This window comes from Mesorhizobium escarrei, assembly GCF_935825525.1.
Taxonomy (GTDB): Bacteria; Pseudomonadota; Alphaproteobacteria; order Rhizobiales; family Rhizobiaceae; genus Mesorhizobium; species Mesorhizobium escarrei.
The window spans coordinates 196,731-218,936 of the sequence record NZ_CAKXZT010000168.1 but is presented as its reverse complement, the minus strand read 5'-3'; the positions used below and the strand labels follow the sequence as shown (position 1 = coordinate 218,936).

General features: G+C 63.4%; 21 protein-coding genes, 1 other RNA gene and 1 pseudogene. 8 read left to right on the top strand and 15 right to left on the bottom strand.

The window, feature by feature from the left end; all coding sequences use genetic code 11:
* Positions 1–79: 79 nt before the first annotated feature.
* Positions 80–1,072 carry a tRNA (adenosine(37)-N6)-dimethylallyltransferase MiaA gene (gene miaA / locus NMG80_RS31980; protein ID WP_254021975.1) on the bottom strand — a complete coding sequence of 331 codons (993 nt, stop codon included), beginning with the start codon at positions 1,070–1,072 and terminating at the stop codon, positions 80–82.
* Between miaA and serB the strand changes: the two genes are divergently transcribed.
* Together serB and NMG80_RS31970 are read left to right on the top strand one after the other, a co-directional pair.
* A complete protein-coding gene (gene serB / locus NMG80_RS31975) occupies positions 1,062–1,949 on the top strand; it encodes a phosphoserine phosphatase SerB (RefSeq protein WP_254021815.1) in 888 nt (295 codons plus the stop codon). The genes miaA and serB overlap by 11 nt on opposite strands.
* Complete coding sequence (locus tag NMG80_RS31970) at positions 1,946–2,509, top strand: GNAT family N-acetyltransferase (RefSeq protein WP_254021814.1); 564 nt, start codon at positions 1,946–1,948, stop codon at positions 2,507–2,509. The genes serB and NMG80_RS31970 overlap by 4 nt, the downstream gene beginning before the upstream one ends.
* A gap of 172 nt (positions 2,510–2,681) precedes the next feature.
* On the opposite strand, the gene NMG80_RS31965 is transcribed toward NMG80_RS31970, so the two are convergent.
* From NMG80_RS31965 to NMG80_RS31940, 6 genes are all read right to left on the bottom strand, one after another.
* A complete protein-coding gene (locus NMG80_RS31965; RefSeq protein ID WP_254021813.1) occupies positions 2,682–4,196 on the bottom strand; it encodes a DegQ family serine endoprotease in 1,515 nt (504 codons plus the stop codon).
* Positions 4,197–4,333: 137 nt separating this feature from the next.
* A complete protein-coding gene (locus NMG80_RS31960; protein WP_254021812.1) occupies positions 4,334–4,522 on the bottom strand; it encodes a DUF2065 domain-containing protein in 189 nt (62 codons plus the stop codon).
* 6 nt (positions 4,523–4,528) lie between these two features.
* On the bottom strand, positions 4,529–5,512 hold the full coding sequence (gene hflC / locus NMG80_RS31955; RefSeq protein WP_254021811.1) for a protease modulator HflC: 984 nt from the start codon (positions 5,510–5,512) through the stop codon (positions 4,529–4,531).
* A complete protein-coding gene (gene hflK, locus NMG80_RS31950; RefSeq protein WP_254021810.1) occupies positions 5,512–6,621 on the bottom strand; it encodes an FtsH protease activity modulator HflK in 1,110 nt (369 codons plus the stop codon). The genes hflC and hflK overlap by 1 nt, the downstream gene beginning before the upstream one ends.
* A 142-nt stretch (positions 6,622–6,763) precedes the next feature.
* A complete protein-coding gene (locus tag NMG80_RS31945; protein ID WP_254021809.1) occupies positions 6,764–7,282 on the bottom strand; it encodes a dihydrofolate reductase in 519 nt (172 codons plus the stop codon).
* Positions 7,282–8,292: a DUF4424 domain-containing protein gene (locus NMG80_RS31940; protein WP_254021808.1), complete on the bottom strand. Its 1,011-nt coding sequence runs from the start codon at positions 8,290–8,292 to the stop codon at positions 7,282–7,284. The genes NMG80_RS31945 and NMG80_RS31940 overlap by 1 nt, the downstream gene beginning before the upstream one ends.
* 259 nt (positions 8,293–8,551) lie before the next feature.
* Here NMG80_RS31940 and cobF point away from each other — a divergent pair, with 259 nt between their 5' ends.
* Positions 8,552–9,325: a precorrin-6A synthase (deacetylating) gene (gene cobF / locus NMG80_RS31935; RefSeq protein WP_254021807.1), complete on the top strand. Its 774-nt coding sequence runs from the start codon at positions 8,552–8,554 to the stop codon at positions 9,323–9,325.
* Positions 9,326–9,456: 131 nt separating this feature from the next.
* Here cobF and NMG80_RS31930 read toward each other — a convergent pair whose 3' ends face one another.
* The 6 genes and pseudogenes from NMG80_RS31930 to NMG80_RS31905 all read right to left on the bottom strand — a co-directional run bounded on the left by NMG80_RS31930 (position 9,457) and on the right by NMG80_RS31905 (position 14,068).
* Entirely contained in the window at positions 9,457–9,798 is a 342-nt protein-coding gene (locus tag NMG80_RS31930; RefSeq protein ID WP_254021806.1) for a winged helix-turn-helix domain-containing protein, read from the bottom strand.
* 87 nt (positions 9,799–9,885) lie between these two features.
* Positions 9,886–10,997 (bottom strand): annotated as a pseudogene (modC, locus tag NMG80_RS31925) (molybdenum ABC transporter ATP-binding protein).
* Positions 10,994–11,698: a molybdate ABC transporter permease subunit gene (modB, locus tag NMG80_RS31920; protein WP_254021805.1), complete on the bottom strand. Its 705-nt coding sequence runs from the start codon at positions 11,696–11,698 to the stop codon at positions 10,994–10,996. Before modB ends, modC begins: the two are co-directional and overlap by 4 nt.
* Positions 11,699–11,711: 13 nt before the next feature.
* Complete coding sequence (gene modA / locus NMG80_RS31915; RefSeq protein ID WP_254021804.1) at positions 11,712–12,506, bottom strand: molybdate ABC transporter substrate-binding protein; 795 nt, start codon at positions 12,504–12,506, stop codon at positions 11,712–11,714.
* A 201-nt stretch (positions 12,507–12,707) separates the two neighbouring features.
* Positions 12,708–13,502, bottom strand: a complete 795-nt coding sequence (locus NMG80_RS31910) for a thymidylate synthase (protein WP_254021803.1) — start codon at positions 13,500–13,502, stop codon at positions 12,708–12,710.
* Positions 13,503–13,756: 254 nt separating this feature from the next.
* Positions 13,757–14,068 carry a DUF2853 family protein gene (locus tag NMG80_RS31905; RefSeq protein WP_254021802.1) on the bottom strand — a complete coding sequence of 104 codons (312 nt, stop codon included), beginning with the start codon at positions 14,066–14,068 and terminating at the stop codon, positions 13,757–13,759.
* A 170-nt stretch (positions 14,069–14,238) separates the two neighbouring features.
* Between NMG80_RS31905 and ssrA the strand changes: the two genes are divergently transcribed.
* Positions 14,239–14,595, top strand: a transfer-messenger RNA (tmRNA) gene (gene ssrA / locus NMG80_RS31900).
* A 187-nt stretch (positions 14,596–14,782) separates the two neighbouring features.
* Here ssrA and NMG80_RS31895 read toward each other — a convergent pair.
* Positions 14,783–15,988, bottom strand: coding sequence for a multidrug effflux MFS transporter (locus tag NMG80_RS31895; protein ID WP_254021801.1), 1,206 nt, complete (start codon positions 15,986–15,988; stop codon positions 14,783–14,785).
* Between the two features lie 169 nt (positions 15,989–16,157).
* Here NMG80_RS31895 and NMG80_RS31890 point away from each other — a divergent pair, with 169 nt between their 5' ends.
* The 4 genes from NMG80_RS31890 to NMG80_RS31875 all read left to right on the top strand — a co-directional run bounded on the left by NMG80_RS31890 (position 16,158) and on the right by NMG80_RS31875 (position 18,014).
* Positions 16,158–16,847 carry a TetR/AcrR family transcriptional regulator gene (locus NMG80_RS31890; protein ID WP_254021800.1) on the top strand — a complete coding sequence of 230 codons (690 nt, stop codon included), beginning with the start codon at positions 16,158–16,160 and terminating at the stop codon, positions 16,845–16,847.
* A 118-nt stretch (positions 16,848–16,965) separates the two neighbouring features.
* A complete protein-coding gene (locus NMG80_RS31885) occupies positions 16,966–17,499 on the top strand; it encodes an SspB family protein (RefSeq protein ID WP_254021974.1) in 534 nt (177 codons plus the stop codon).
* 18 nt (positions 17,500–17,517) lie between these two features.
* Entirely contained in the window at positions 17,518–17,763 is a 246-nt protein-coding gene (locus NMG80_RS31880) for a DUF4169 family protein (protein ID WP_254021799.1), read from the top strand.
* Positions 17,764–17,783: 20 nt separating this feature from the next.
* Entirely contained in the window at positions 17,784–18,014 is a 231-nt protein-coding gene (locus NMG80_RS31875) for a ribbon-helix-helix domain-containing protein (RefSeq protein WP_254021798.1), read from the top strand.
* A 76-nt stretch (positions 18,015–18,090) separates the two neighbouring features.
* Here the strand turns inward: NMG80_RS31875 and NMG80_RS31870 are convergent, their stop codons facing one another.
* A complete protein-coding gene (locus tag NMG80_RS31870; protein ID WP_254021797.1) occupies positions 18,091–22,119 on the bottom strand; it encodes an AsmA family protein in 4,029 nt (1,342 codons plus the stop codon).
* Positions 22,120–22,206 lie beyond the last annotated feature (87 nt).

Sequence of the window (22,206 nt, the reverse complement as noted above, 5' to 3'; positions counted from 1 at the left end):
AGACGTTATGGCAGCGACGGCCTTACGGAGGGTTAATTAGGACAACTTCAACGGGAAGTCTTCCCTCAAAGGAAACTTTTCAGGTTGCACTGGAAAGGGTATCCAAGCTCATGGATTCGACACGATCACCAGGGCGCAATCTCAGCCATTCCGGACCCAATTGATGCCTGAACCAGGTCGCCTGGCGCTTGGCATATTGTCGCGTCGCGATCTTCGCGCGCTCGATCGCTTCGGGAAAACTCAACGCGCCGGCCATTGCGGCCTGGAGTTCGCGAACGCCGATCGCTTTCATCGCCGGCAAGTCGGGATCGAGGCCAAGATCGGTGATCTGTTTGACCTCGTCGAGGGCGCCCTTCTCCAGCATGCGGTCGAACCGCGCCTCGATCCGCTCCACCAGTTCCGCTCGGTCCGGTTCGATCACAAAGAAGCGCGTGCTGGCCCTGTGGATCAACGGACGGCCGCGCGCCGCCTGCCATTCCAGGATGGAACGGCCCGATGCTTCGAGCACCTCCAGCGCCCGCACGATGCGCTGGCCGTCGGTCGGCTTCAGCATCATGCCAGCTGCAGAATCCTCGCGCAGCAGGATGCGGTGCAGCTTGGCTGCGCCCTGTTGCTGGAGTTCGTAGCGCCAGCGATCACGGATCGACTGCGGAATGTCGGGCATTTCCGAAATGCCTTCCGCAAGCGCCCGGAAATAAAGCCCGGTACCGCCGACGAAAATCACCGGCCGTTCGAAGAACGTGCCGACCGGCCGTTCTAAGAACGTGCCATCGTCGATGAGCTTCATCACGTCGCGCAGCCAGGCGCCGGTGGAATAGGCGGTGGAGGGATGGACATGTCCGTAGAGGAAATGCGGGACGCGAGCGAATTCGGCCGCAGTCGGCCGCGCCGTCAGCACGTCGAGCATCGAATAGACTTGCATGGAATCGGTGTTGACGATGACGCCGCCGTTGCGCTCGGCGATGTCTAGCGCAAGGGCGGACTTGCCGCTGGCGGTCGGCCCGGCTATCAGGATCGCGTTCTTAACGCGGCCCCCGCCCGCCTGCCCGCCGGAATTTTCGATGCCGCTGATCGCCACGCTTGTGTCCCATCCCGCCGGCCGCGCATTGTCGCCGGCGCTTGCGAATATGGCGTCACGGTCGGTCGGCGCAAGCACTGTTCGCTGGCTGGCCGAAGGCATCGCTTGTGAATTCGCTCTGCCCGAGACGGCCGAAGCCGCTGAAGCGACCGCCAGCCTGCGCGCCGTGCTTGCACCCGAACCGGTTGACGTGATCGTTCAGCGGCCCGAGGGAAGGCGGAAGAAAATCCTTATCGCCGATATGGATTCGACCGTTATCGACCAGGAGTGCATCGACGAGCTTGCCGACGAGATCGGCGTCAAGGATTACGTCGCCGCCATCACGGCGCGATCGATGAATGGCGAGATCGCTTTCGAGCCGGCCTTGCGCGAGCGGGTGGCGCTGTTGAAAGGCCTCGACACTGCCGTGGTCGACCGCATCATCGCCAATCGCCTGACGCTGGCTTCCGGTGGCCGCGCGCTTGTCCAGACCATGCGGGCTAACGGCGCGTGGACTGCACTCGTCTCGGGTGGCTTCAACGTCTTCACCTCACGCATCGCCGCCATGCTCGGCTTTCAGGAGAACCGCGCCAACCGCCTGATCGAGCAGGATGGCCGCTTTACCGGGCTGGTCGCCGAGCCGATCCTGGGGCGTGCCGCCAAGGCCGATGCGCTGCTTGAGATTTCGGCGCGCCTCGGGCTGACGACAGCCGAGGCCATTGCTGTCGGCGATGGCGCCAACGACCTCGACATGATCCGCCTTGCCGGCACCGGTGTGGCGCTTCATGCCAAGCAGGTCGTGGCGGCGGAGGCAAAATTCCGCATCGACCATGGCGACCTGACCGCGCTTCTCTATCTGCAGGGCTACCGGCGGGAGGAATTTGTGGGGTGATGCCGATCCGCACCGAACGCCTGATCCTGCGCAACTGGGAGGATCGCGACCGCGACCTCTTCTACCGCATCAACTCCGACGAGCGCGTCATGGAATTCTTTCCGTTTCGCCGCGACCGCGCTGCCGCGGACGCCAAAATGGACGAGTTCCGCGCCTGGATTGCCGAGGATGGCTACGGTTTCGCGGCCGCCGAGATAATTGAAACGCGCCAATGCATCGGCTTCGTCGGCCTCCTCGACACCAATCATTTGCCCATCCTGCCGGCCGGCACCGTCGAGATCGGCTGGCGCCTGGCGCCCGAATTCTGGGGCCATGGCTATGTCACCGAGGCAGCCGAAGCCTGGCTCGCCTATGGCTTCGAAAGGCTTGACCTCGAGGAAATCGTATCCTTCGCCGTCAGGGATAACGGCCGGTCCACCGCCGTCATGGAACGCCTGGGCATGGTCGCCGACTCGGCCAGCGATTTCGACCACCCCGGCATTCCGGACAGCCACGCCAGGCTCAAGCGGCATGTGTTCTACAGGCTGACTGCCAAGGATTGGCAAAAAAACCGGCCCTGATCAGGGCCGGCCTTGATCAGTGCTTGTCAAACGGCAACTCGTCGCCGGGTTGCGGCGGTCTGACGCCGACGCGATCGAGCACTTTCGCGAAATCACCGCCCGATGCCTCACCAGCCCGCCGACGTAGGAAATCGGCCGGTGTCTCCATGGCTCCAACCTTTTACGCCACGACTCAATCCATCCGGATCGTCACAAACCGCAATTCACCGGTCTTCGACGCCAGCATCAGCAGCGCGTTCTTGCGTCCCTGCTCCTTCAACGCAGCAATCCGGTCCATGACATCCTTGGGCGTGGCGACCGATTCCTGCGCGATCTCGGTGATCACCTCGCCGGCCTGGATGCCGCGTTCGGCGGCGGCCGAATCCCTGGCGACTTCGGTGATGACGACGCCGGAGACTTCGGCGGCGATGCCGAATTTCGTCCGCGTCTCGTCGTTGAGCTCGCCAACGGTCATGCCGAGCACGGAAGCCGTTGAGACGGCAGGCGCTTCGTCGCCGGTGTCCTTGTCGGTATTGCCGTTCTCGCCGCTGGCAAGCTTCTCGCCATCCTCGAGCCGGCCAAGCGTCACCTTCACGGTCTGCTCGACGCCCTTGCGCACGATGACCACGTCGACAGCCTTGCCGACCGTGCTCTCCGCGACGACGCGCGGCAGGTCGCGCATTTCATTGACGTCCCTGCCGTCGAACTTGATGATGACGTCGCCGGCCAGGATGGTGCCGTTGTCGACAGGCCCGCCCTTGATGACGCCGGCGACCAGCGCGCCCTTGGCAGTCGCCATGCCGAGGCTTTCGGCAATGTCGTCCGTCACCGGCTGGATGCGCACGCCGAGCCAGCCGCGCCGCGTCTCGCCGAACTGGCGGAGTTGGTCGACGACGCCCAACGCTAGCTGCGAGGGAATGGAAAAGCCGATGCCGATCGAGCCGCCGGACGGCGAGATGATCGCCGTGTTGATACCGATCACCTCGCCGGCGCTGTTGAACAGCGGCCCGCCGGAATTGCCGCGGTTGATCGCGGCATCGGTCTGGATGAAATCGTCATAGGGGCCGGAATTGATGTCGCGGTTGCGGGCCGAGACTATGCCGACCGTCACGGTGCCGCCGAGGCCGAACGGATTGCCGATCGCCATCACCCAGTCACCGACGCGCATCTTGCTGGAATCGCCGAATTTCACCGCCGTCAGTTTGTGCCCTTTCGGATCGACCTTCAGCACCGCCACGTCGGTCTTGGTGTCGGTGCCGACCAGCGTCGCCTTCAGCGTCACGCCGTCGGAGAAATTTACCTCGATATCGTCGGCATCGGCGATCACGTGGTTATTCGTCACCACGATGCCTTGCTCGGCGTCGACCACGAAGCCTGAGCCCAGCGACTGCACCTTTTGCGAGGGGTTGCCCTGTTCGCCGGGACGGTTCTTGAAGAAATCGTCGAAGAAGTCCTGGAAAGGCGAGCCCTCTGGAAGCTGCGGCATCGGCACCGCGCCCGGGCCTTCCGTTCCCTTCACCCTCTGTGAGGTCGATATATTGACCACGGCGCCGAGCAGGCCCTGCGCAAGATCGGCGACCGAAGCCGGGCCGTCGGCGGCGGCCGTCGGCGTCACCAGCGACGGGACGGTAGCGGCGCCGACAAGAAGTGCTGCAGCACCCGCTGTGAACGTCCGCCTCGCCGCGCGCAAAAAGCTGTTGGATGTCATCGAGAAGTCTCCCGGTGTCTCTGAGAAGAAAAGCGCTCGCCGAGACGCTGCGTCGAGCCATGTTGGCAAGAAATACGGCACGTTTGCGGCTATGGCTATCTGCGGAGGATAAATCCTCCGTTATCCCGCAATCATCGTCATCTACCACGCACCAGCCAGACGAGGCCGACACCAACGGCGATTGCAATCAGCCCGGCGATCCGCAGCGTATTCTCCGGCATCGACAGAACTTCGCCGGCAAGTTTTTTGGCGAGGCCGGGAAAGCCGCCATAGACCAGGCCCTCGACGACGAGAACCAGGCCTATTGCCGCCAGAAAGTCCTGCACCGGCCGTTACTGGCCGGTGCCTGGCTGCGCTGCCGGTGCAGCAGGTGCACGGGGCGCCGCTGCATCAGGCGCTGCTGGTGCAGCTGGCGCTGCCGGTGCAGCCGGCGTGTCCGCGCCGGCGGGATTGCGGAAGAAACGGAAGAAATCCGAATTCGGCGACAGCACCATCGTCGTCCCGGTATTGTCCAGCGCCGTGCCGTAGGCATTCATCGACCGGTAAAAGTCGAAGAAGGCTGGATCGCGCTGGTAGGCGTTCGCGAAGGTGGCGCTGCGTTGAGCTTCGCCCTCACCGCGCAGGATTTCAGACTCTCTCCGTGCCTCGGCGACGATCTCCACCACTTCGCGGTCGGCGCGCGCCCTGATGCGTTGAGCCGCCTCGTTGCCGCGCGCCCGCAGCCGCTCGGCTTCGGCCAGACGCTCAGCCTTCATGCGGTCAAATGTCTGTTGCGAGACTTCCGCCGTCAAATCTGTCCGGCGAATGCGGACATCCTCGATCTGCAGGCCAAGCGACGTGGCGTCAGGCCTCAGCTGATCGCGCACTTCGCGCATCATCACGGCGCGCTCTTCCGAGAGCGCCGCCTCGAAGTCGCGCAGGCCGTAGACACGGCGCAAGGCGGCGTCGAGACGCGTCCTCAAGCGTGCCTCGGCCAGCTCGATCTGGCCGGAGACCGCAGAACGGAATACGCGCGGATCCGAGATCCGATAAGCGATGAAGGCGTCGACCTCGTAGAACTTGCCGCCCGAAACCTGGACGCGGATGTTGTCGAGGTCGAAGCGCAGCACCCTGTTTTCGATCAACTGCACGCTGTCGGCATCGAAAAAGGCGAACGGCGCCTTGAAATAGATGCCCGGCTGGCTCTTGACGTCGACGATCTCGCCGAACCTGAGCACCAGTGCCTGCTGGCGCGCATTGACAACGAAGACCGACGAATAGAGCAGGAACAGGACGACGGCAGCGACGACGGCGATGATGGGAAGACGGTTGGCCATCACTGGTTTCCTCCCAGCACCGGCGCCGGCGCCGGCGCCTTCTGCTGCAATGCCGGCAGCGGCAAATAGGGGACGACCCCTGGTCCGCTGCCTTGCTCGATAATGACCTTGCTGGAATCCTTCAGAACCCTCTCCATCGTTTCCAGGTAAAGCCGCTGGCGCGTCACATCCGGCGCCTTGGCGTATTCGTCATAGATCGAGATAAAGCGCTGCGCCTCGCCTTCGGCCTCCTGCACGACCCGGTTCTTGTAGCCGGCCGCCTCCTCGCGGATCTGTGCGGCCTCGCCGCGCGCCTGGCCGAGCTTCTGGTTGGAATACTGGTTGGCCTGCTCCACGAACTTGTCCTCGTCCTGTTCCGCGCGCTGCACCTCATCGAAGGCGTCGGCGACTTCGCGCGGCGGTGCGGCATCCTCGATCGAGATCGCGTTGACGTTCAGGCCGGCCTTATAGCCGTCCAGCGTCGTCTGGATGATTTCGCGCACGGACGCCGCAATGCCCTCGCGATCGTCACGGAAGATGTCCTGCGCCGGCCGCCGGCCGACCGCTTCGCGCATGGCGCTTTCGGCGACCTGGCGCAGCATGCCGTCGGGATCGGACACGTCGAACAGATAGGCTCTTGGATCGGAGACCTGATAGGCCACCGAGAACTGCACGTTGACGATGTTCTGGTCGCCCGAAAGCATCAGACCTGAACCGTTGCCGGAGGCCGTGCCGCCGCCGATGTTGACGAGTTGTTCGGCGATGTTGGCCGTCTCGACCGTCTCGATGGGCCACCAATGGAAATGTAGGCCGGGCTGGGAGAGCTCCGCTTTTGGCACGCCGAATCTGAGTTCGACCGCAACCTCGTCGGGCTGCACGGTATAGACCGCCTTGAACGCCCACAGCGCTATAAGCGCTGCCGCGATCAATCCGAACACGGCTGGGCTGGCGCCACCGCCACCCGGCAAAGCACGCCGCAACCTGTCTTGCCCGCGCCGGATGATGTCTTCGAGATCGGGAGGCGAGCCCTGCGGACCGCTGGGCCCCTTTGGTCCCTGCCCCCAGGGTCCTGGATTGTTGCCGCCGCCCCATGGGCCGCCGCCTCCGCCGCTTTTGTCATTCCAGGGCATGAATGTCCTTTCGCTCCCTCACGCGCCGGCCTGACGACGCAAAATCCAGTGTTGTTCTTCTATAGGGATGCGACGGCGCGCTTTCAACGCGATCGGTCGTCGTCACCGTCCGTTTTGGACCGTCGCGACCCTTTACCGTCTCTCAATGCACGTCGCGGCGTCGCTCGTAAACCGAATAGCGTGTCGCATGACTGTCCTTTTCACCGGCCGGAACGTCTTGCGAGTGAACAATGCGCCACAAGTCCGGGTCGATCGGCGGGAAATGCGCGTCGCCGTCGACCGCGGCAAGGACGTGGGTGACATGCAAGCGGTCGGCCAGCGGCAGCGCCTGGGCATAGATCTCGCCGCCGCCGACGATGCAGATTTCGTCGGCGCCGGCCATGCAGCGCCCGCGCGCCTTGGCCAGGCGGATCGCCTCGTCGAGCGAATGCACGACTTCGACGCCCTCGGCGCGCCAGGCCTTGTCGCGGGTCACCACGATATTGAGCCTGCCAGGCAGAGGCCGGCCGATGCCTTCATACGTCTTGCGACCCATGATGATAGGTTTGCCAATCGTGTCGGCCTTGAACCGCTTGAGATCGCTGGAAAGCCGCCACGGCAAACCGCCATCGCGCCCGATCACCCCGTTTTCAGCGATGGCGACATAGATCGCGACGTCCATCAGCCGCCGCTCCCGCCATCGCCCGAAGGTGCCAGCAGCAATATGTCGACGTCGTGCTCAGGGTAGAAATTCTCTGCCGTCTCGAAACGCGTCGGCCCGACTTTCCTGACGTTTTCGCCACAGAACGAGACCAGGTTCTTCGGATCGCCCTTGTCGACGGTCAGCTTGAACTTGCCGATGGAGCCCGTCGCCCAGTTGCCGCCGGTGGTCAGGACATAGGCGATGCGGTTTTCGAAATATCTCGGCGTGCCCTCGGGATTGCCCTTCGCTGCCTTGCGGATGGCGTTCTCGAACGTGCCGTCCATGCAGTAACGGGTCTTGTAGGCGGCGTATTGGCCCTGGAACTGGCCGTCATAGAAGAAGCTGACCGAGGAAGTGCCGCCCACGCTGGGCTTGTAGCGATGGGCGACGCGGACTGCCTTGTTGGCTGGAAAGGTCGAGCGCCACCAATAGGTCGAGCGCAATTGCCAGAACGGCACGTAGACGGTTTTCATACCCGAACCGTCGTCGGCGGTGTCCTCGATGATGAGGCCGCGGTCGACCCAGTCGTCGGCAACAGCTTGCGGCAGCTTCGCCAATGCCGCCCTGGCCGCATCGCCGAACGGGTAGAACGGCACGTTCTGCGCCTTGAGATCGGCGCTGATGTCGATGCCGAGCGCAAACGCCTTCTGCTCGAGCTGCGGCTTTGCCGCCACGCCGTCTATCGTCACCTCGAAGCCGAGGAAATTGTCGCTCTGGCCGTCGGGAATTGCCGGCATCTCGTTGGGATCGCCTTCGATGTCAGGCATCGGAAAAGCAACGATCGCGTCGACATCCTTGTCGGTGTTGTTGCGGAAGACGTAGTCGACCGTCACCTTTTCCGGCGAGATGTAAAGGTCCTCACTCTCCATGGCGACCGCGTCGCTGCGCGACAGGATCAGGCCGCCCGTCCCCAAATCGGCGATCGAATCATTGGCGAACACGGGCGTGGCCGAAAGCGCCAGCACGGCGGTCAGGACATAACGGAACATGGAAGCTCCCTTGGCGAGATGCCGGTATGACTCTATCGCATCGGCCCGAAAATCGGAATCGATTTTCGGAAAGCACGATGCGAGGATTTAAGGTGCTAGAGCGTACTTTGTGCGTCCAAGTGGACGCACGTCGCTCTAGCCGTTTCAATGTGGAGTTTCAAAGCCCTTCGGCGCTTGCGCACATGCCATGCCCACCTGCCGGGCCCCACCTGCCGGGCCAGTCTGGACAGCGACGTTCCGATCGGGCAGGAGATCGCTCATGCGCAAGCTTCTCGTCATCGGCATCGGCGCCGGCAATCCCGATCACATGACCGTGCAGGCCGTCGACGGCTTGAACCGCGCCGACGTGCTGTTCATTCCCGACAAGGGCGCCAAGAAGAGCGATCTTGCAGAACTGCGCCGCCAGATCTGCGACCGATTCGTCACCAATCCAAACTCGCGCCGCGTCGAATTCGACGTGCCGGTGCGGGCCGAGCCGGCGCCCTCCTATCGCTCGACCGTCGATGACTGGCACGAGGCGATCGCCGCGATCTATGAAAGCCTGATCCGCGACGAGCTTTCGCAAGATGGCTGCGGCGCCTTCCTGATCTGGGGCGATCCCTCGCTCTACGACAGCGCGCTACGCATCCTGGAGCGGGTGCGCATGAGAGGCAATGTCGCGTTCGAGCTCGAGGTGATCCCCGGCATCACTGCTGTCCAGGCGCTCGCCGCCAGCCATAAGATGGCGCTGAACCGCATCGGCGATGCGGTTCAGATCACCACCGGCCGCCGGCTCACCGAGGAAGGCTTGCCCAACCATGCCGGCAGCACCGTCGTCATGCTGGACGGCAAATGCGCCTTCAACACGCTGGACGACAACGACCTCGTCATCCACTGGGGCGCTTATCTCGGCACGCCCGACGAGATCCTCATTTCCGGCCGCCTTGGCGACGTCGGCGACGAGATCGTGAGGACACGCGACGAGGCCCGCCGGAAAAAAGGCTGGATCATGGACACTTATCTGCTGCGCAAGCCCGGCGAGCCGGAGGAGTGATGCATGTCGCGCAAAAGTGCGCAGCGGTTTTGCGATAACGACATGCATAAAAACAAGAACCTAAAGCGCGTCGCATGAATCCGTTCAAATGCGACGCGCTTTAGGCTTGGCCGATCCGGATTCCACCGATCTCAGCCGCCATCGATTTCCGCCTGTAGTGCCTTCAAATGCGCCGCCGCCGCGGAAGCGGCGGCCCGTTCGATGGCGCGAAAGCGGCTGACCACCGCAAGCCCCGCCGGAGTCAATTGCGCGCCGCCGCCCCTTTTCCCACCGGTCTGCGCCGCGACCAGCGGCTTGCCGAACACCCGGTTCATGTCCTCGACCAGATCCCAGGCGTGTTTGTACGACATTTCCATGCCGCGCGCCGCCGCCGAGATCGAGCCGAAGGCGGCGATCTGCTCAAGAAGCTCGATCTTGCCCGGGCCGATGCGCCCTTCTGGATCGAGGTTTATCCGCAAGCTCAGCGACGGCATTTGCTCCTCCGCAGTCCCGCTATCCATCCTAGAAGCTCTCCGGCGATACCGCTATTCCAAAATGATATAGCGACAAGCATCCGCCGGTCATTCATCCGCCTCGACTGGCAGGCCGGCGCTCATATTCGCCGGTCGAAGCTAACCGTCTTGACCACCGCGTAGACCTCTCGACCAAGCCGGAGTTTCAGCGTCTGTCGCGATTGCTCGGTGATCCGGGCAAGCACGGTTGCTCCACGGCAGTCGATGCCGATCTCGACCGCAGGACCCTCGCCCGGCGCTATCGTCACGATCGTGCCCGGCAGGATGTTGAGCGCGCTGAGACCGGTCGGCTGTTCGGTGGCGATCATCACATCGCGGGCACGGATGCGAATGCGCACCGGCGCACCGACCGGCACTGCCAGGAGCGGCACGCGAATCTCGCCCGCCACCGAGCCTAGCACGGTCATGCCAAAGACATCATCGTGGCGCAGCACCGCGGTATCCAGCACCGCGCCGCCTTCGCCGCGCTCCTCCGCCGGCAACAGGTCGAGCCGCTGCATGATCGCCCCGGTCGGGCCGCAAGCAGCGACTTTGCCTTGCGCCAGCACAACGACGTCGCTTGCCAGCCGCGCGACCTCTGAGATCGAATGGCTGACATAGACGATCGGGATTTTCGTCTCGTCGCGCAGCCGCTCGATATAAGGCAGGATTTCTGCCTTGCGGGCGTCGTCGAGCGAAGCCAGCGGCTCGTCCATCAGCAACAATTTCGGACTGGCGAGCAGCGCCCGGCCGATCGCCACGCGCTGTTTCTCGCCGCCGGAAAGCTTTGCCGGCCGCCGGTCGAGCAAAGGACCGATGCCGAGCAGGTCGACCACCGCATTGATGTCCGCGTAGCGTTCCGCCGTCGGCGTGAACCAGCGGCCGTAGCGCAGATTGCTGGCCACGCTCATATGTGGAAACAGCCGCGCGTCCTGGAATACCATGCCGATGCGGCGCTTGTGCTTCGGCACGAACCGACCCGCATCCGTATCGACCAGCACGCGGCCGCCGGCCTCAATCCGCCCCTTGTCCGGCCGGATCAGTCCGGCAATCATGTTGATCAACGTCGTCTTGCCGGAGCCCGAGGGCCCGAACAGCGCGGTCAGCCGCCCGGCGCTCTCGAAGCAGGCGTCGACCTCGAAGTCGCCAAGGCGATGGCTGATGTCGACGACGACCGTCATTCGATATCCATACGCCTGCCGACGCGCCGCGCCAGCACCTCCGATGCGACAAGTGCTGCCATCGAGATGACGATCGAGATCAGAGTCAGCCTGAGCGCGCCGGCATCGCCGCCCGGCACCTGGGTGAACGTGTAGATCGCCGACGGCAGCGTCTGCGTCTGGTTGGGGATGTTGGAAACGAAAGTGATCGTTGCGCCGAATTCGCCCATCGCCTTGGCGAAAGACAGAATAGCGCCGGTAATCAGGCCGGGCAGGATCAGCGGCAGCGTGATCGTCCCGAACACCCACAGCGGATTGGCGCCAAGCGTCCCGGCCGCCGCCTCGATTCTGCGGTCGACCGCCTCGATCGACAGCCGGATCGCCCGCACCATCAGGGGAAAGCCCATGACAGCGCAGGCCAATGCGGCACCTGTCCAGCGAAAAGAAAAAACGATGCCGAAATGCTCGGCCAGAAACGCCCCGACCGGCCCGCGCCTGCCGAAGGAGAGCAGCAGCAGATAGCCGATAACCACCGGCGGCAGGATCAACGGCAGATGCACCAGCCCGTTGAGCAGCGTCTTGCCCCAGAATTGGCCACGGGCAAGCACAAGCGCGATCAATATGCCGGGCGGCAGGCTGGCGACCATCGCCACCGTCGCCACCTTGATCGACAGCCGGACCGCGTTCCATTCGTCGGGAGTGAGGTCCAGCAGCCAGTTCATCTTTTGGCGCGCCTCAGTTGCTCGGCGTGAGGACCGTAAAGCCTTGCGCCCTGAAGAGCTCGCCTGCCTTGGCGGATTGCAGGCATTTCAGGAATGCCGACGCATCCTTGTCCTTCGAATCCGCGATCTGGGCAACCGGGTAGACGATCGGCGGGTGCGAATCCTGCGGGAAGGTGCCGATCACTTTGACGCCGGGCTCGGCATGCGCGTCGGTGGCGTAGACGATGCCGAGCGCTGCCTCGCCGGTCGAGACCAGCTTGAGCGCGGCGCGCACGTTCTCGGCCTGTGCCAACTTGCCTTCGACCGAGGACCAGACGCCGAGCGATTCAAGCGCCGCCTTGCCATATTTGCCGGCCGGCACCGCCTTGAAATCGCCCATGGCAAGCCTGCCGTCGCCGATCAGCCCGGCAAGATCAAAACCCTTTTCGATCCTGGTTTCGACCGTCGAACCTTCCGGTGCCACCAGCACGATCTGGTTGCCGAGCAACTTCACTTCGGTATCCGGCTTGGTCAGTTTCTTGTCGGACAGATAGTTCATCCAGTCGCGGTCGGCCGAGATGAAGACGTCGGCCGGCGCGCCGCCCTCGATCTGCTTGGCCAATGCGGAGCTTGCCGCATAGGAAATGGTCGCCGCCTCGCCGACTTCGGTCGCGCAGGCGGTGTTCACGGCATCCAGTGCGTTCTTCATGCTTGCCGCGGCGAAGACGATCAGCCTGTCATCCGCATGGACAATCGGCATGGCGGCGATCAATATCGTAAGACCGCCAATGGCGGCCGCCTTCAATCCGTAACCCTTGCGCACCAGCATGAAACTCTCCTGGGCTTGAAATCCGATCGGCGCGACCCTGCCAATCGATATATCCGCCTGAATATAACAAGGGAAGGTTTTTTGCCAGACTTAGCCCGGATAGTGGCCCACCGGCATTGCATGACACCGCCACCGCTCGCGGGCGGACGAGACAGCACCGGCGAGCAATTTGAGACAAAGCAAAAAGCCCGATGTTGCGGCTCAAACCGCGATGGGCGCCTTGATCGTCGCATCGGCGAGGTAGTTTTCCAGCCGGAAATCTTCGAAGCGGAAGGCAAAGAGGTCCTTCACCTCCGGATTGATCCATAGCGTCGGCAGCGCCTTGGGCGTGCGCTGCAACTGTTCGCGCGCTTGCTCGAAATGGTTCGCGTAAAGATGCGCATCGCCCAGCGTATGGACGAAATCGCCGGGCTTCAGCCCCGTCACTTGCGCCACCATCAAGGTGAGCAGCGCATAGGAAGCGATGTTGAACGGCACGCCGAGAAAGATATCGGCGGAACGTTGGTAGAGCTGGCAGGAGAGCCTGCCTTCCGAGACATAGAACTGGAACAGGCAATGACAGGGTGGCAGCGCCATGGCTTCCACTTCGGCCGGGTTCCACGCCGAAATGATCAGCCGCCGGGAATTAGGATTCTTGCGTATCTCCTTCAAGAGATTGGCAATCTGGTCGATGGCGCCACCATGACCGTCCGGCCAGGAGCGCCATTGCTTGCCATAGACCGGGCCGAGGTCGCCATTCTCGTCGGCCCATTCGTCCCAGATCGAGACGCTGTGGTCGTTGAGGTATTTGATGTTGGTGTCGCCGGCCAGGAACCACAGAAGTTCATGCACGATCGACTTCAGGTGAAGCTTCTTGGTGGTGGTGACCGGAAAGCCACGCGCGAGGTCGAAGCGCATCTGGTAGCCGAACACCGAGCGCGTTCCGGTGCCGGTGCGGTCACCGCGATCGGCGCCGTTTTCCAGCACGTGCTTCAACAGGTCGAGATATTGGCGCATCAGCTTCTGCTCGATTCGGTTATGAATGCATTATAGCTGCCAGACAGCCGGCCGAACACACAAGAACGGCACAAGTGTCGCTTTCCTCCACTCTTACCGGACGTTTGCGCCGCCCCTCACCTGCCTGCCGGCAGGAGGGGCACCGCCGTTGCGGCAGCTCTTTCTCCCCGTCACTATACGGGGAGAAATGCCCGGCAGGGCAATGAGGGGCGGCGCTGACGTTCGGTCAGCATCCGCAAATTGACATGCGATACTCAGAGGCTGGCGAGCTTGCCCAGCTCCTTGGCGACCAGGTAATAAAAGGTCACGCGGCTCTTGGTGTTGTCGGCCTCCATCGCCTTGCAGGTCTTTTCGACGGCCGCGTCCGCCTTGCTGCCGTCGTCGACGCCGAGCTTTTTGGCAACCCAGCTGGCCTTGACGCGACCGAGTTCGTCGGGATCCGTGCAGGAGACCAGCGAGGAATCCCGATTCCTGAGCGCAATGCCCAAATGCTTCACGATCTTGGCGACCGCGTCGGCATCCGCCGCGGCGTCGTACTTCTTCACGTCTGCGAGATAATCGGCCATCAGATTTTCACCTCGTCGGCGCCATGGATCCAGTCGATGAGGGTTGTGGCGCGCTGCCGCGCAAATGTGCGCTAATCGGTAACTCCTCACCGCCGCAAGCTTCGGTTGAGACAATTGACAAGTCAACCCTTTCGCTATGCTGTTTGACACAGCGGACAAAGCATCATTGAGGCCTTTCATTTTCCACGATCCGTCCCTATATCTGTTTCGTCGGCTCGACCGACTATGGCGATAAACAGGCGATGAAATAAGCCGTTCGGACCCGGGGGCGGTACCCGGCGCCTCCACCAAAAACCGCTCTGCGAAGAGCGGCTTTTGCTGGGGGCGAAATAGGATCGACGAAGGTGTAAAGATCGTACTTTTGCCCGGCATTGTACCACCGTTATCGGGCTAAACTTATAGTTGCCAACGACAACTATGCGGAAGCACGTCTCGCCGCGTAAGCGGTGCGATAGCTTCAATTCAAGCCCTAGTGGTTCGCACTTCTAGGCGGGGTTCGGAGGTACCTGGCAACAGAAACCTCCACTTCTCCCCTTCGATCCCACCTCCCCCTTCGATAACAGTAACGGAAGTAGGCTTGCTGGCCACGGCTCTTGCGCTACGCCCCCTTGCGACGCTGTCTCGCTGTCCGGCCCTTGGCGCCGAGGCGGGCTTGCAGCAGACGTGAAAAAGGCCGGGAACAACCCGGCCTTTCATGCTTTCGCTGGAAAAAATCTACTCTGCCGGCGCTTCGACAACTTCCCGCCCGCGGTCGAGCGTCACCTTGGCCAGCGTGAAGGAGATCACCGCGCAAAGCATGATGCCGGCCACCATAGGCAGCGGCGTGCCGTCGAAGAACACCCCGGCGATGCCCATGGCGGCCGCGCCGATGGCGAAGTGCAGGGTGCCCATCAGCGCCGAGGCCGTGCCGGCGATCGCGCCATGCTCCTCCATGGCCAGCACCGAAGTCGTCGGAATCACCAGGCCGAGGAACCCGTAGCCGACGAACAGCAGCGCCGCCATGACGTCGAGCCGATCGACGCCGGACGCCATCACCGCGAACAGCACCACCATCGTCGTCGCATAGCCGACCACCGCGACCCGCACCACCGGCCTGAGCCCGAACCTTTCGGACAACAGTCCCGTCAGTTGCGACATGCCGATGAAGGCGACCGCGTTGATCGAGAAGAACACGCTGTAGACCGACGGCGACAGCCCGTAGTGATCTATGAGGATGAAGGAGGAGCTCGACAGATAGACGAAGAAGCTCGCCAGCCCGAAGCCGCCGATGGCCGCCAGGCCAAAGAAGTTGCGGTCGCCCATCAGGAAGCGATAGGCCGACAGCGCGGTGCCGAACGAACTGCCTGCACGCGCCTCGACCGGCCGCGTCTCCTTGAGCGAGGTCGCCAGCAGGATGGTGGCGAGCACCGCCCCACCCGTCACCGTCCAGAACACGGCACGCCAGCCGAAATTCTCGATGATGACGCTACCGGTCAGCGGCGCCAGGATCGGCGACACCGAAAACACGAGCATCAAGAGCGACATCAGCTTGGCAGCTTCGGTGCCGGTGTGCAGGTCACGCACGATGGCGCGCGGCACCGCCATGCCTGCGCTGGCGCCGAGCCCTTGCAGGAAACGGAAGGCGATCAGCCACTCGATCGAGGGCGCCAGCGCCGAGCCGATGCCGCCGACCATGAACAGGCCGAGGCCGCCATAGAGCGGCAGCTTGCGTCCGACCATGTCGGAGATCGGTCCGACGACGATCTGGCCAAACCCCATGGACAGAAAGAAGATCAGCAAGCTCATTTGCACGGCAGCGGTGCTTGCCTGCAGATCGGCGCCGATCGAAGGCAGCGCCGGAAGATACATGTCGATGGCGAACGGGCCGATGGCAGTCAACAGACCGAGCACGACCGCGATGCGGAGGAATTGGGGATTCATGACAGCAGGCTTCTTTCAAATCGGGTTGCCGCCGCGGGCCGGCGTGTAATGCAAGGACGTTCCATCCCATGAAATTCCGACTTCGTCTGCGGAGCGAAATCTCTTTAGGAGCAAGTCCATAAATTTAGACAGACTTGTCCAATTCGTCAATCACCTCTATATAGTTTTCATGAAGCACGACGTTTCTCCTGACAGCATCCCGCCACGCGGCCATGAGGCAAAGCGCGCCTCCATCATGGACGCTGCCGGCGAGGTGTTCTGCCGTGAAAGCTTCGCCGGCGCCAATATCGACATGATTGCCGCCGAGGCCGGCGTTTCGCGCCAGACGATCTACAATCACCATGGCGACAAGGAGAAACTCTTCGTCGCCATCGTCCGCGACCTCACCGAGCGCTGCAATGCCGGCATCTTCGCCACCATTTCAACCTTTCCGGACCAGCCGAAGGATCTCGAGACCGATCTGATCGCTTTCGCCGTGCGCATGACCCGCAACTGTATCTGCAACCGCGATGGAAAATTCCTGCGCAAGCTGATCCAGACCGAGGGCGAGCGCTATCCCGAGTTGTTTGCTGAATGGCGCGAACAGGGACCGGGCAGGACATGGCCGGCGATCGCCGCCCGTTTCGCCCGCCTGGCCCATGCCGGTTTCCTCGATATCGAGGACCCCGATGTCGCGGCGCGCCAGTTCCTCGCCCTTGCCAATGCCGAATTGCAGACGACCTTCATGCTCGGCGGCACGCCGACCGATGATGAAGTGCTGCAATCCGCGACCCATGGCGTGCGCACCTTCCTGCGCGCCTTCGCCAGGCGGCAGCCGGCGGCCGATGCGCAAAAGCACAGCGCGCTCGCTGGCGCCTGAGCGATCAAATCTGAGGCATGCCCTCTCGCAACTGCGCTGCCGGCATCTATATCCGGTTTACGCCGCGCTCAAGCTTGATTACAGCTATGCGGACGATTCACCGGAACCCGACAGCGACATGGCCGACGACCACATTCGCTACGACATTCTGGCCCAGGAGGCATTGCGCGGCGTCATGCGCAAGGTCCTGGCCGAAGTCGCGCGCACCGGCCTCCCCGGCAACCATCATTTCTTCATCACTTTTCTGACCGGCGCCCCCGGCGTGCGCGTATCTTCCCGCTTGCGCGAACGCTATCCCGAACAGATGACCATCGTCATCCAGTTCCAGTATTGGGACCTGAAGGTGACCGACACCGGCTTCGAGGTCGGGCTGTCTTTCTCCGACGTGCCGGAAAAGCTGGAAATCCCGTTCTCGGCCGTGCGCGGCTTTTACGATCCATCCGTCAATTTCGAGCTCGAGTTCGACGTTAAGACGGAGACCTCGGCAGAAGGGGAATTGGCCGGCAAGCCCGCTTCCGAACCGCTGGCCGTCGTCGCCGAGAAAAAGCCCGAGAAGAAGAAGACCGCTGAGGCCGAAAAGAAGCCGGCCACGGCCGACGCCGCCGCCAAGGGCGCCGAAGTGGTGTCGCTCGACGCCTTCCGCAAGAAGTGATCCGACGGGCCGCGCGACATGGCCGACATCGTCAACCTCCGCCAGGCCCGCAAGCAGAAGGCACGAGCCGAGCAGGAGCGCCTGGCTGAACAGAACCGGACGCTGCACGGCCGCTCCAAGGCCGACCGGGAGCGTGACCGTTCGATCGCCGACAAGGCGGAAAAATTTGTCGCCGGCCATCGCCGCGAAGTTTTGGGCGATCCGGATTCCCTTAGCATCGGACCGAAAAGTGCGCCGCAGTTTCCGGATAAAACCGATGTTTGACGTGAAATGAGTCACGTCCGGTGAGCCCGGTCGAGAAACGCTCGGTGACCATTCGCGGCCATCGCACCAGCTATTCGCTCGAAAAGCCGTTTTTCGACGATCTCGTCGCCATCGCCGCCGCACGCAAACTGACTCTCGCCGCCCTCGTCGCCGAAATCGACGAGGCCCGGCCGCGCGATGCCAACCTGTCCTCGGCGCTCAGGCTCTACGTCCTGGATTGGGCGAAGCGAGGAATGAAAAGTTCTTCCTAGATCGTGAACCCGGCCAAGCGGAGACCGATTTTCGGTAAGATCACAGGAATCGGGATGTGACAGGCCCCAGGTGGAGCTATCCGCCGCCCAGTGACTTCAGCAGGTTGTCGATCGACGAAGGTTCAAGCGTGGGTTTTGGCGCGGATTCTGGCGGCCCAGGGTTGTCATTGGCCGGCGGCTGACGCGCCCGCTCGATTTTCTGCGCCTGCTCAGCCGCGGCCCTGCGCTCGGCGTCGAGCTTTGCCTTTTGTTCCGCAGCGATCCGCCCCGCCTCTTCCGTCCGCCTCGTCTCTTCCGCTTTCCGGCGTCGCTGTTCCTCGGCTTTCGCCGCCTCGTCCGCCGCTTGCTGCGCCGCCCTGGCTCTCGCTTCCGCATCCGCCTTAGCCTTGGCCTCAGCATCCGCCTTGGCTTTGACCTCCGCTTCAGCCCTCGCCTGCGCGCCCGCCCTGGCTCTGGCCTCGGCTTCAGCCCTCGCCTGCGCATCTGCCTTGGCCTTCGCCTCCGCTTCAGCCTGAGCCTTTGCCTCGGCTTCGGCTTTCGCCCTGGCATCTGCCTCAGCTTTCAGCCGCGCCGCCTCCTGCTGCTTGCGCAATTCTTCGGCTGCCCTGTCGCGCTCGGCTTGCAGGGCCGCGTAGTAGCGCACCTCGCGCCGCAACCGCTGTTTTTCAAGCAGCGCCGCCTGCATAGCCTCGACCCGCTGCTGCTCCTTTTCCAGCGCACGCTGGGTCAGGAACTGCGCCAACGGCTCACTGTCGAATTGCCGCTTCGCCGCGCCGAACGGCCCGTCGACGCTGAAATTCACGGTCGGATCGGAGCCGACCAGCGCTTCGTCGCCGGGCCGATAAGTGATCGAACCACTGGCGGCGACCGTGCTGGCCTTCAGGTCCGCCGTGATGTCGGCGGACAGCGTCGCCGCCGGATTTTCAAGATTGACCGGCGGTGCCCTCAGCGTTCCACCGGCGATTGTGAAGGCGATGTCGGCATCCCCAGCCGGAAAACTGCCGTTCGCGGCGATCGGCGGCGCGAAGCCGGCGGTCTTGGCCGCATCGATATCGCGCCCGATGGCGTCGGCCTTGGCGATGAAGGCGCCAAAGGCCTCGGGATTGACGCCGGCAATGGTCAAACCTTTCAGTGCCGCCGTGCCGGAACCGGACAGCGCCGCAACCATCGCATCGACCGATTTGCCGCTGGTCGAAAGCGCCGCCGAGAAATCGCCGCTTCCGCTGATGCCGGTCTCTGGCAGCACGGTGGCCAGATCGGCGTCGACAAGTTTCAGCTGGCCGGAGAAAAGCCCGGTGCCGTCATTGTTCTTCAGCTCGAACAGTCCGGAAAGCGCGCCGCCGGCGAACTTTGCCTTGAGGTCCGAAACGCGGATGCCTTCCTGGTCGAGCTTCAGCGACAGCGCCGCGTCATAGGCCGTGGCAAGCGGGCCGGCGACCAGCGACGCCGTGGTCAGTTCAAGTTCAGCGTTGAACGGCAGGCTGGGCTTCTGGCTGAACGGGGCGGCCGGCCAAGCCTTGCCGGAGCCCAGGAACGCCTGGTCGCCAAACAGCGCCACCGCCATCGGGTCGAGATCCAGTTCATCGAGCGCCAACGCGCCGGCAAGATGCGGCAGCCCGTCTTTGACGTCGATATTGACGTCACCGGAAACCGCCGCCTCGTTGATGGCGCCGCTGAGGCCGGACAGCACCAGAAGGCCGTTGCCGAAGTCGGCGTCGGCCGCAAGCCACGTCGACATGCCTGTCCCCAGGCCCGGCAGGCCGATGCCTGTCGTCATCAGCCACGGCTCGATGTCGGCGGCTTCCAGGCTGACCTTGCCCTTGGCTGTGGCGCCTTGTGGCGTGCTGGCGATCGTCCCGTCGAAACCGGCTTTGAAGTCGTCGCCGGTTAGGTTGAAGCTCGTCGCCATGCCGCCGCCAAGCGTGCCTTTCGCCGAAACATCGGTGGTCGCCTCGCCAACCATGCCGAGCGGCAGCGCAGGCAGGCCGTAAAGCGCCAGAAGCGCGGTGGCGTCGGTGTTCCTGGCGTTGAAGGTTACGGACATCGGCGCCTCGAGAAGCCGATCGGCCAGTCCTTTGCCGGACAGCGATGCTGAAAACGCCGAGCCGCCTGCCCTGCCTTGCGCGCTGACCGCCAGTCCCGTCGTGCCGTCGCCATTGGCGGCGGCACTCGTCACCAGATCGATGCGCGCATTCTGGAACAGCTCGGGATAGGCGGCCACACGCCCCGCCAGCCCCTTCAGCACGGCATTGTCGGGATAGTGCTTCGCTGCGACATCGACCAACGGCTTGAGATCGACGGCAAACACCGAGGCATCGAGCTTGCCGGTCGGGCTCGCCGGGAAATCCTTGATCCGGCCGGTGGCGCTGATCGAGGCGCCGGCAAGCCCGCCAACCGAGAGCCGGTCGATTTCGAGCAGACCGTCGCGCAGCCTGAGCGCCGTATCGACCGTATCGGCGGTCAGTCCGCCGGCGCTGACCGGCCCGGCCTTGATCTGGAAATCGAGGTCGCGGTCGGAAAAACGGTTGGCGCCCTTGTCGCTGATGAAGATCGAGGCGAAGGCGGCGAGCCCGTCGACGTCGAGTTCACCGCCTTCGAGCCGCATCAGCACCGACGGCCTGGCATCGTCGCGCTGGCTGGAATCGATGCGGCCGGAAAATTTCGCCTTGCCGAGAACGAGCTCGAGGTCGCTGAAGGCCTGGCGGTTCCTGGTCAGGTCAACTTTGGCTTTGAAGCCAGCGGCCGGCAGCCGGCGAATCGCCTCGTCGACGTCCTTCGACAGCCAGGCGGCGAAGCCGGAAGGCTGCCCCACGGCCAGGAGCAGCGAGCCGCTGAAGCCGAACTGATCCTCGACACTGAGCATACCGTTTGCTTCCAGCCTGGCGCGGCCCGGGAGCGTCGCGCCCAGCGACTTCACCGACCAGCCGGCATCGGCCGGCTCGGCGGAAAGGCGCACGTCACGAACCGTCGTGTCGCCGGCCACCACCGCCGGCAGCTTCACCTCGACGGTGCCCGGTATGGTCGGCCTGGGCAGGTCGAGCAGCGCCTGCTCCAACGCCGCGACGCGCTCGGATAGCGTCAGTCCGGTCGCGGCGCCGACGGCTTCATCGAACTGCACCTGAGCGCCATCGGCCTCGATCGAAAAGCGAGGGTTCGGCCCAAGGTCGACGGCAGCCTTGCCGTCGGCGGTGTAGGGATTGTCGAGTGGCCCGGTCTCGAAGCGGAATTCGTCGACACCAAGCTTCCGGTGGTCGAGCGAGAACTTGCCGTTCAGCCTGAACCCCGGCTCCGGCTTGGCCGCGCTGGCCTTCATCATCTCACCGCCGGTGCCGTCAAGCTGCGCCGAACGCTTGTCGGCGCCATTCTTGTCAGAACTTGTGATCTTGAACTGGCCCGAATAGATCGCGGCCCCGTCGACAATGCCAGCATTGCCATCCGCTTCGATGACCAGCGGATAGGCGTCCGGATCGGCCTTGAGCCTGAGCCGCATCTGTCCGTCGCCACCAGCCTTGCCGGTGGAGACGATGACCGTGCTGCGCAGGCCGTCGAGCCGCAGCGAACCATCCATCCGCCAGGGTCCGGCCAGCGATCTGGCAGAGATTGTCGAATTGATCTCGGAAAGAACATGGCTGCGGCCGCCGGCGGCATGGCGCAGCGCGATCTCTCCGTCGGTCACCGTCAGCTTCTCGATCGAGATCTGGCTGGGATCGAAGGGCGAGGACGGGCGTATCGCCCAGTCGACCGTGCCGTCGGCGGCAATGTCGATCGTCGCCTTCGGCCGCACCAGCCGCATGTCGAAGATCAGCACCTCGCCGCTCAGGAAAGGCGCCAGTTCGGCGTCCATCGAAAAGGTCTCGACGGTCATTGCCGGCTGGCCGCCGCGACCGCCGGCGACAGTGACATTCGAGAAGGTCACCGAGGGAAACGGCAGCAGTTTCGCTGTCGCAGCGCCCTGAACGGTGACCTTGCGCCCCAGAATGGCGCTCGCCTCGCGCTCGAAATCGGCACGGTAGCTCGTCCAGTCGATAAAATACGGCACCACCAGCGCCGCACACAGCACCAGCACGAAAAAGCCACCGAAGATCACGAACAGGCGTGCGAGCATCAACCCCCAAGCAGTTGATTGAAAATCAGCCGCACTCTACCCGCATCAGCGTGTCGATAAAGAGGCAAATCGATCGCGCCAAGAGCA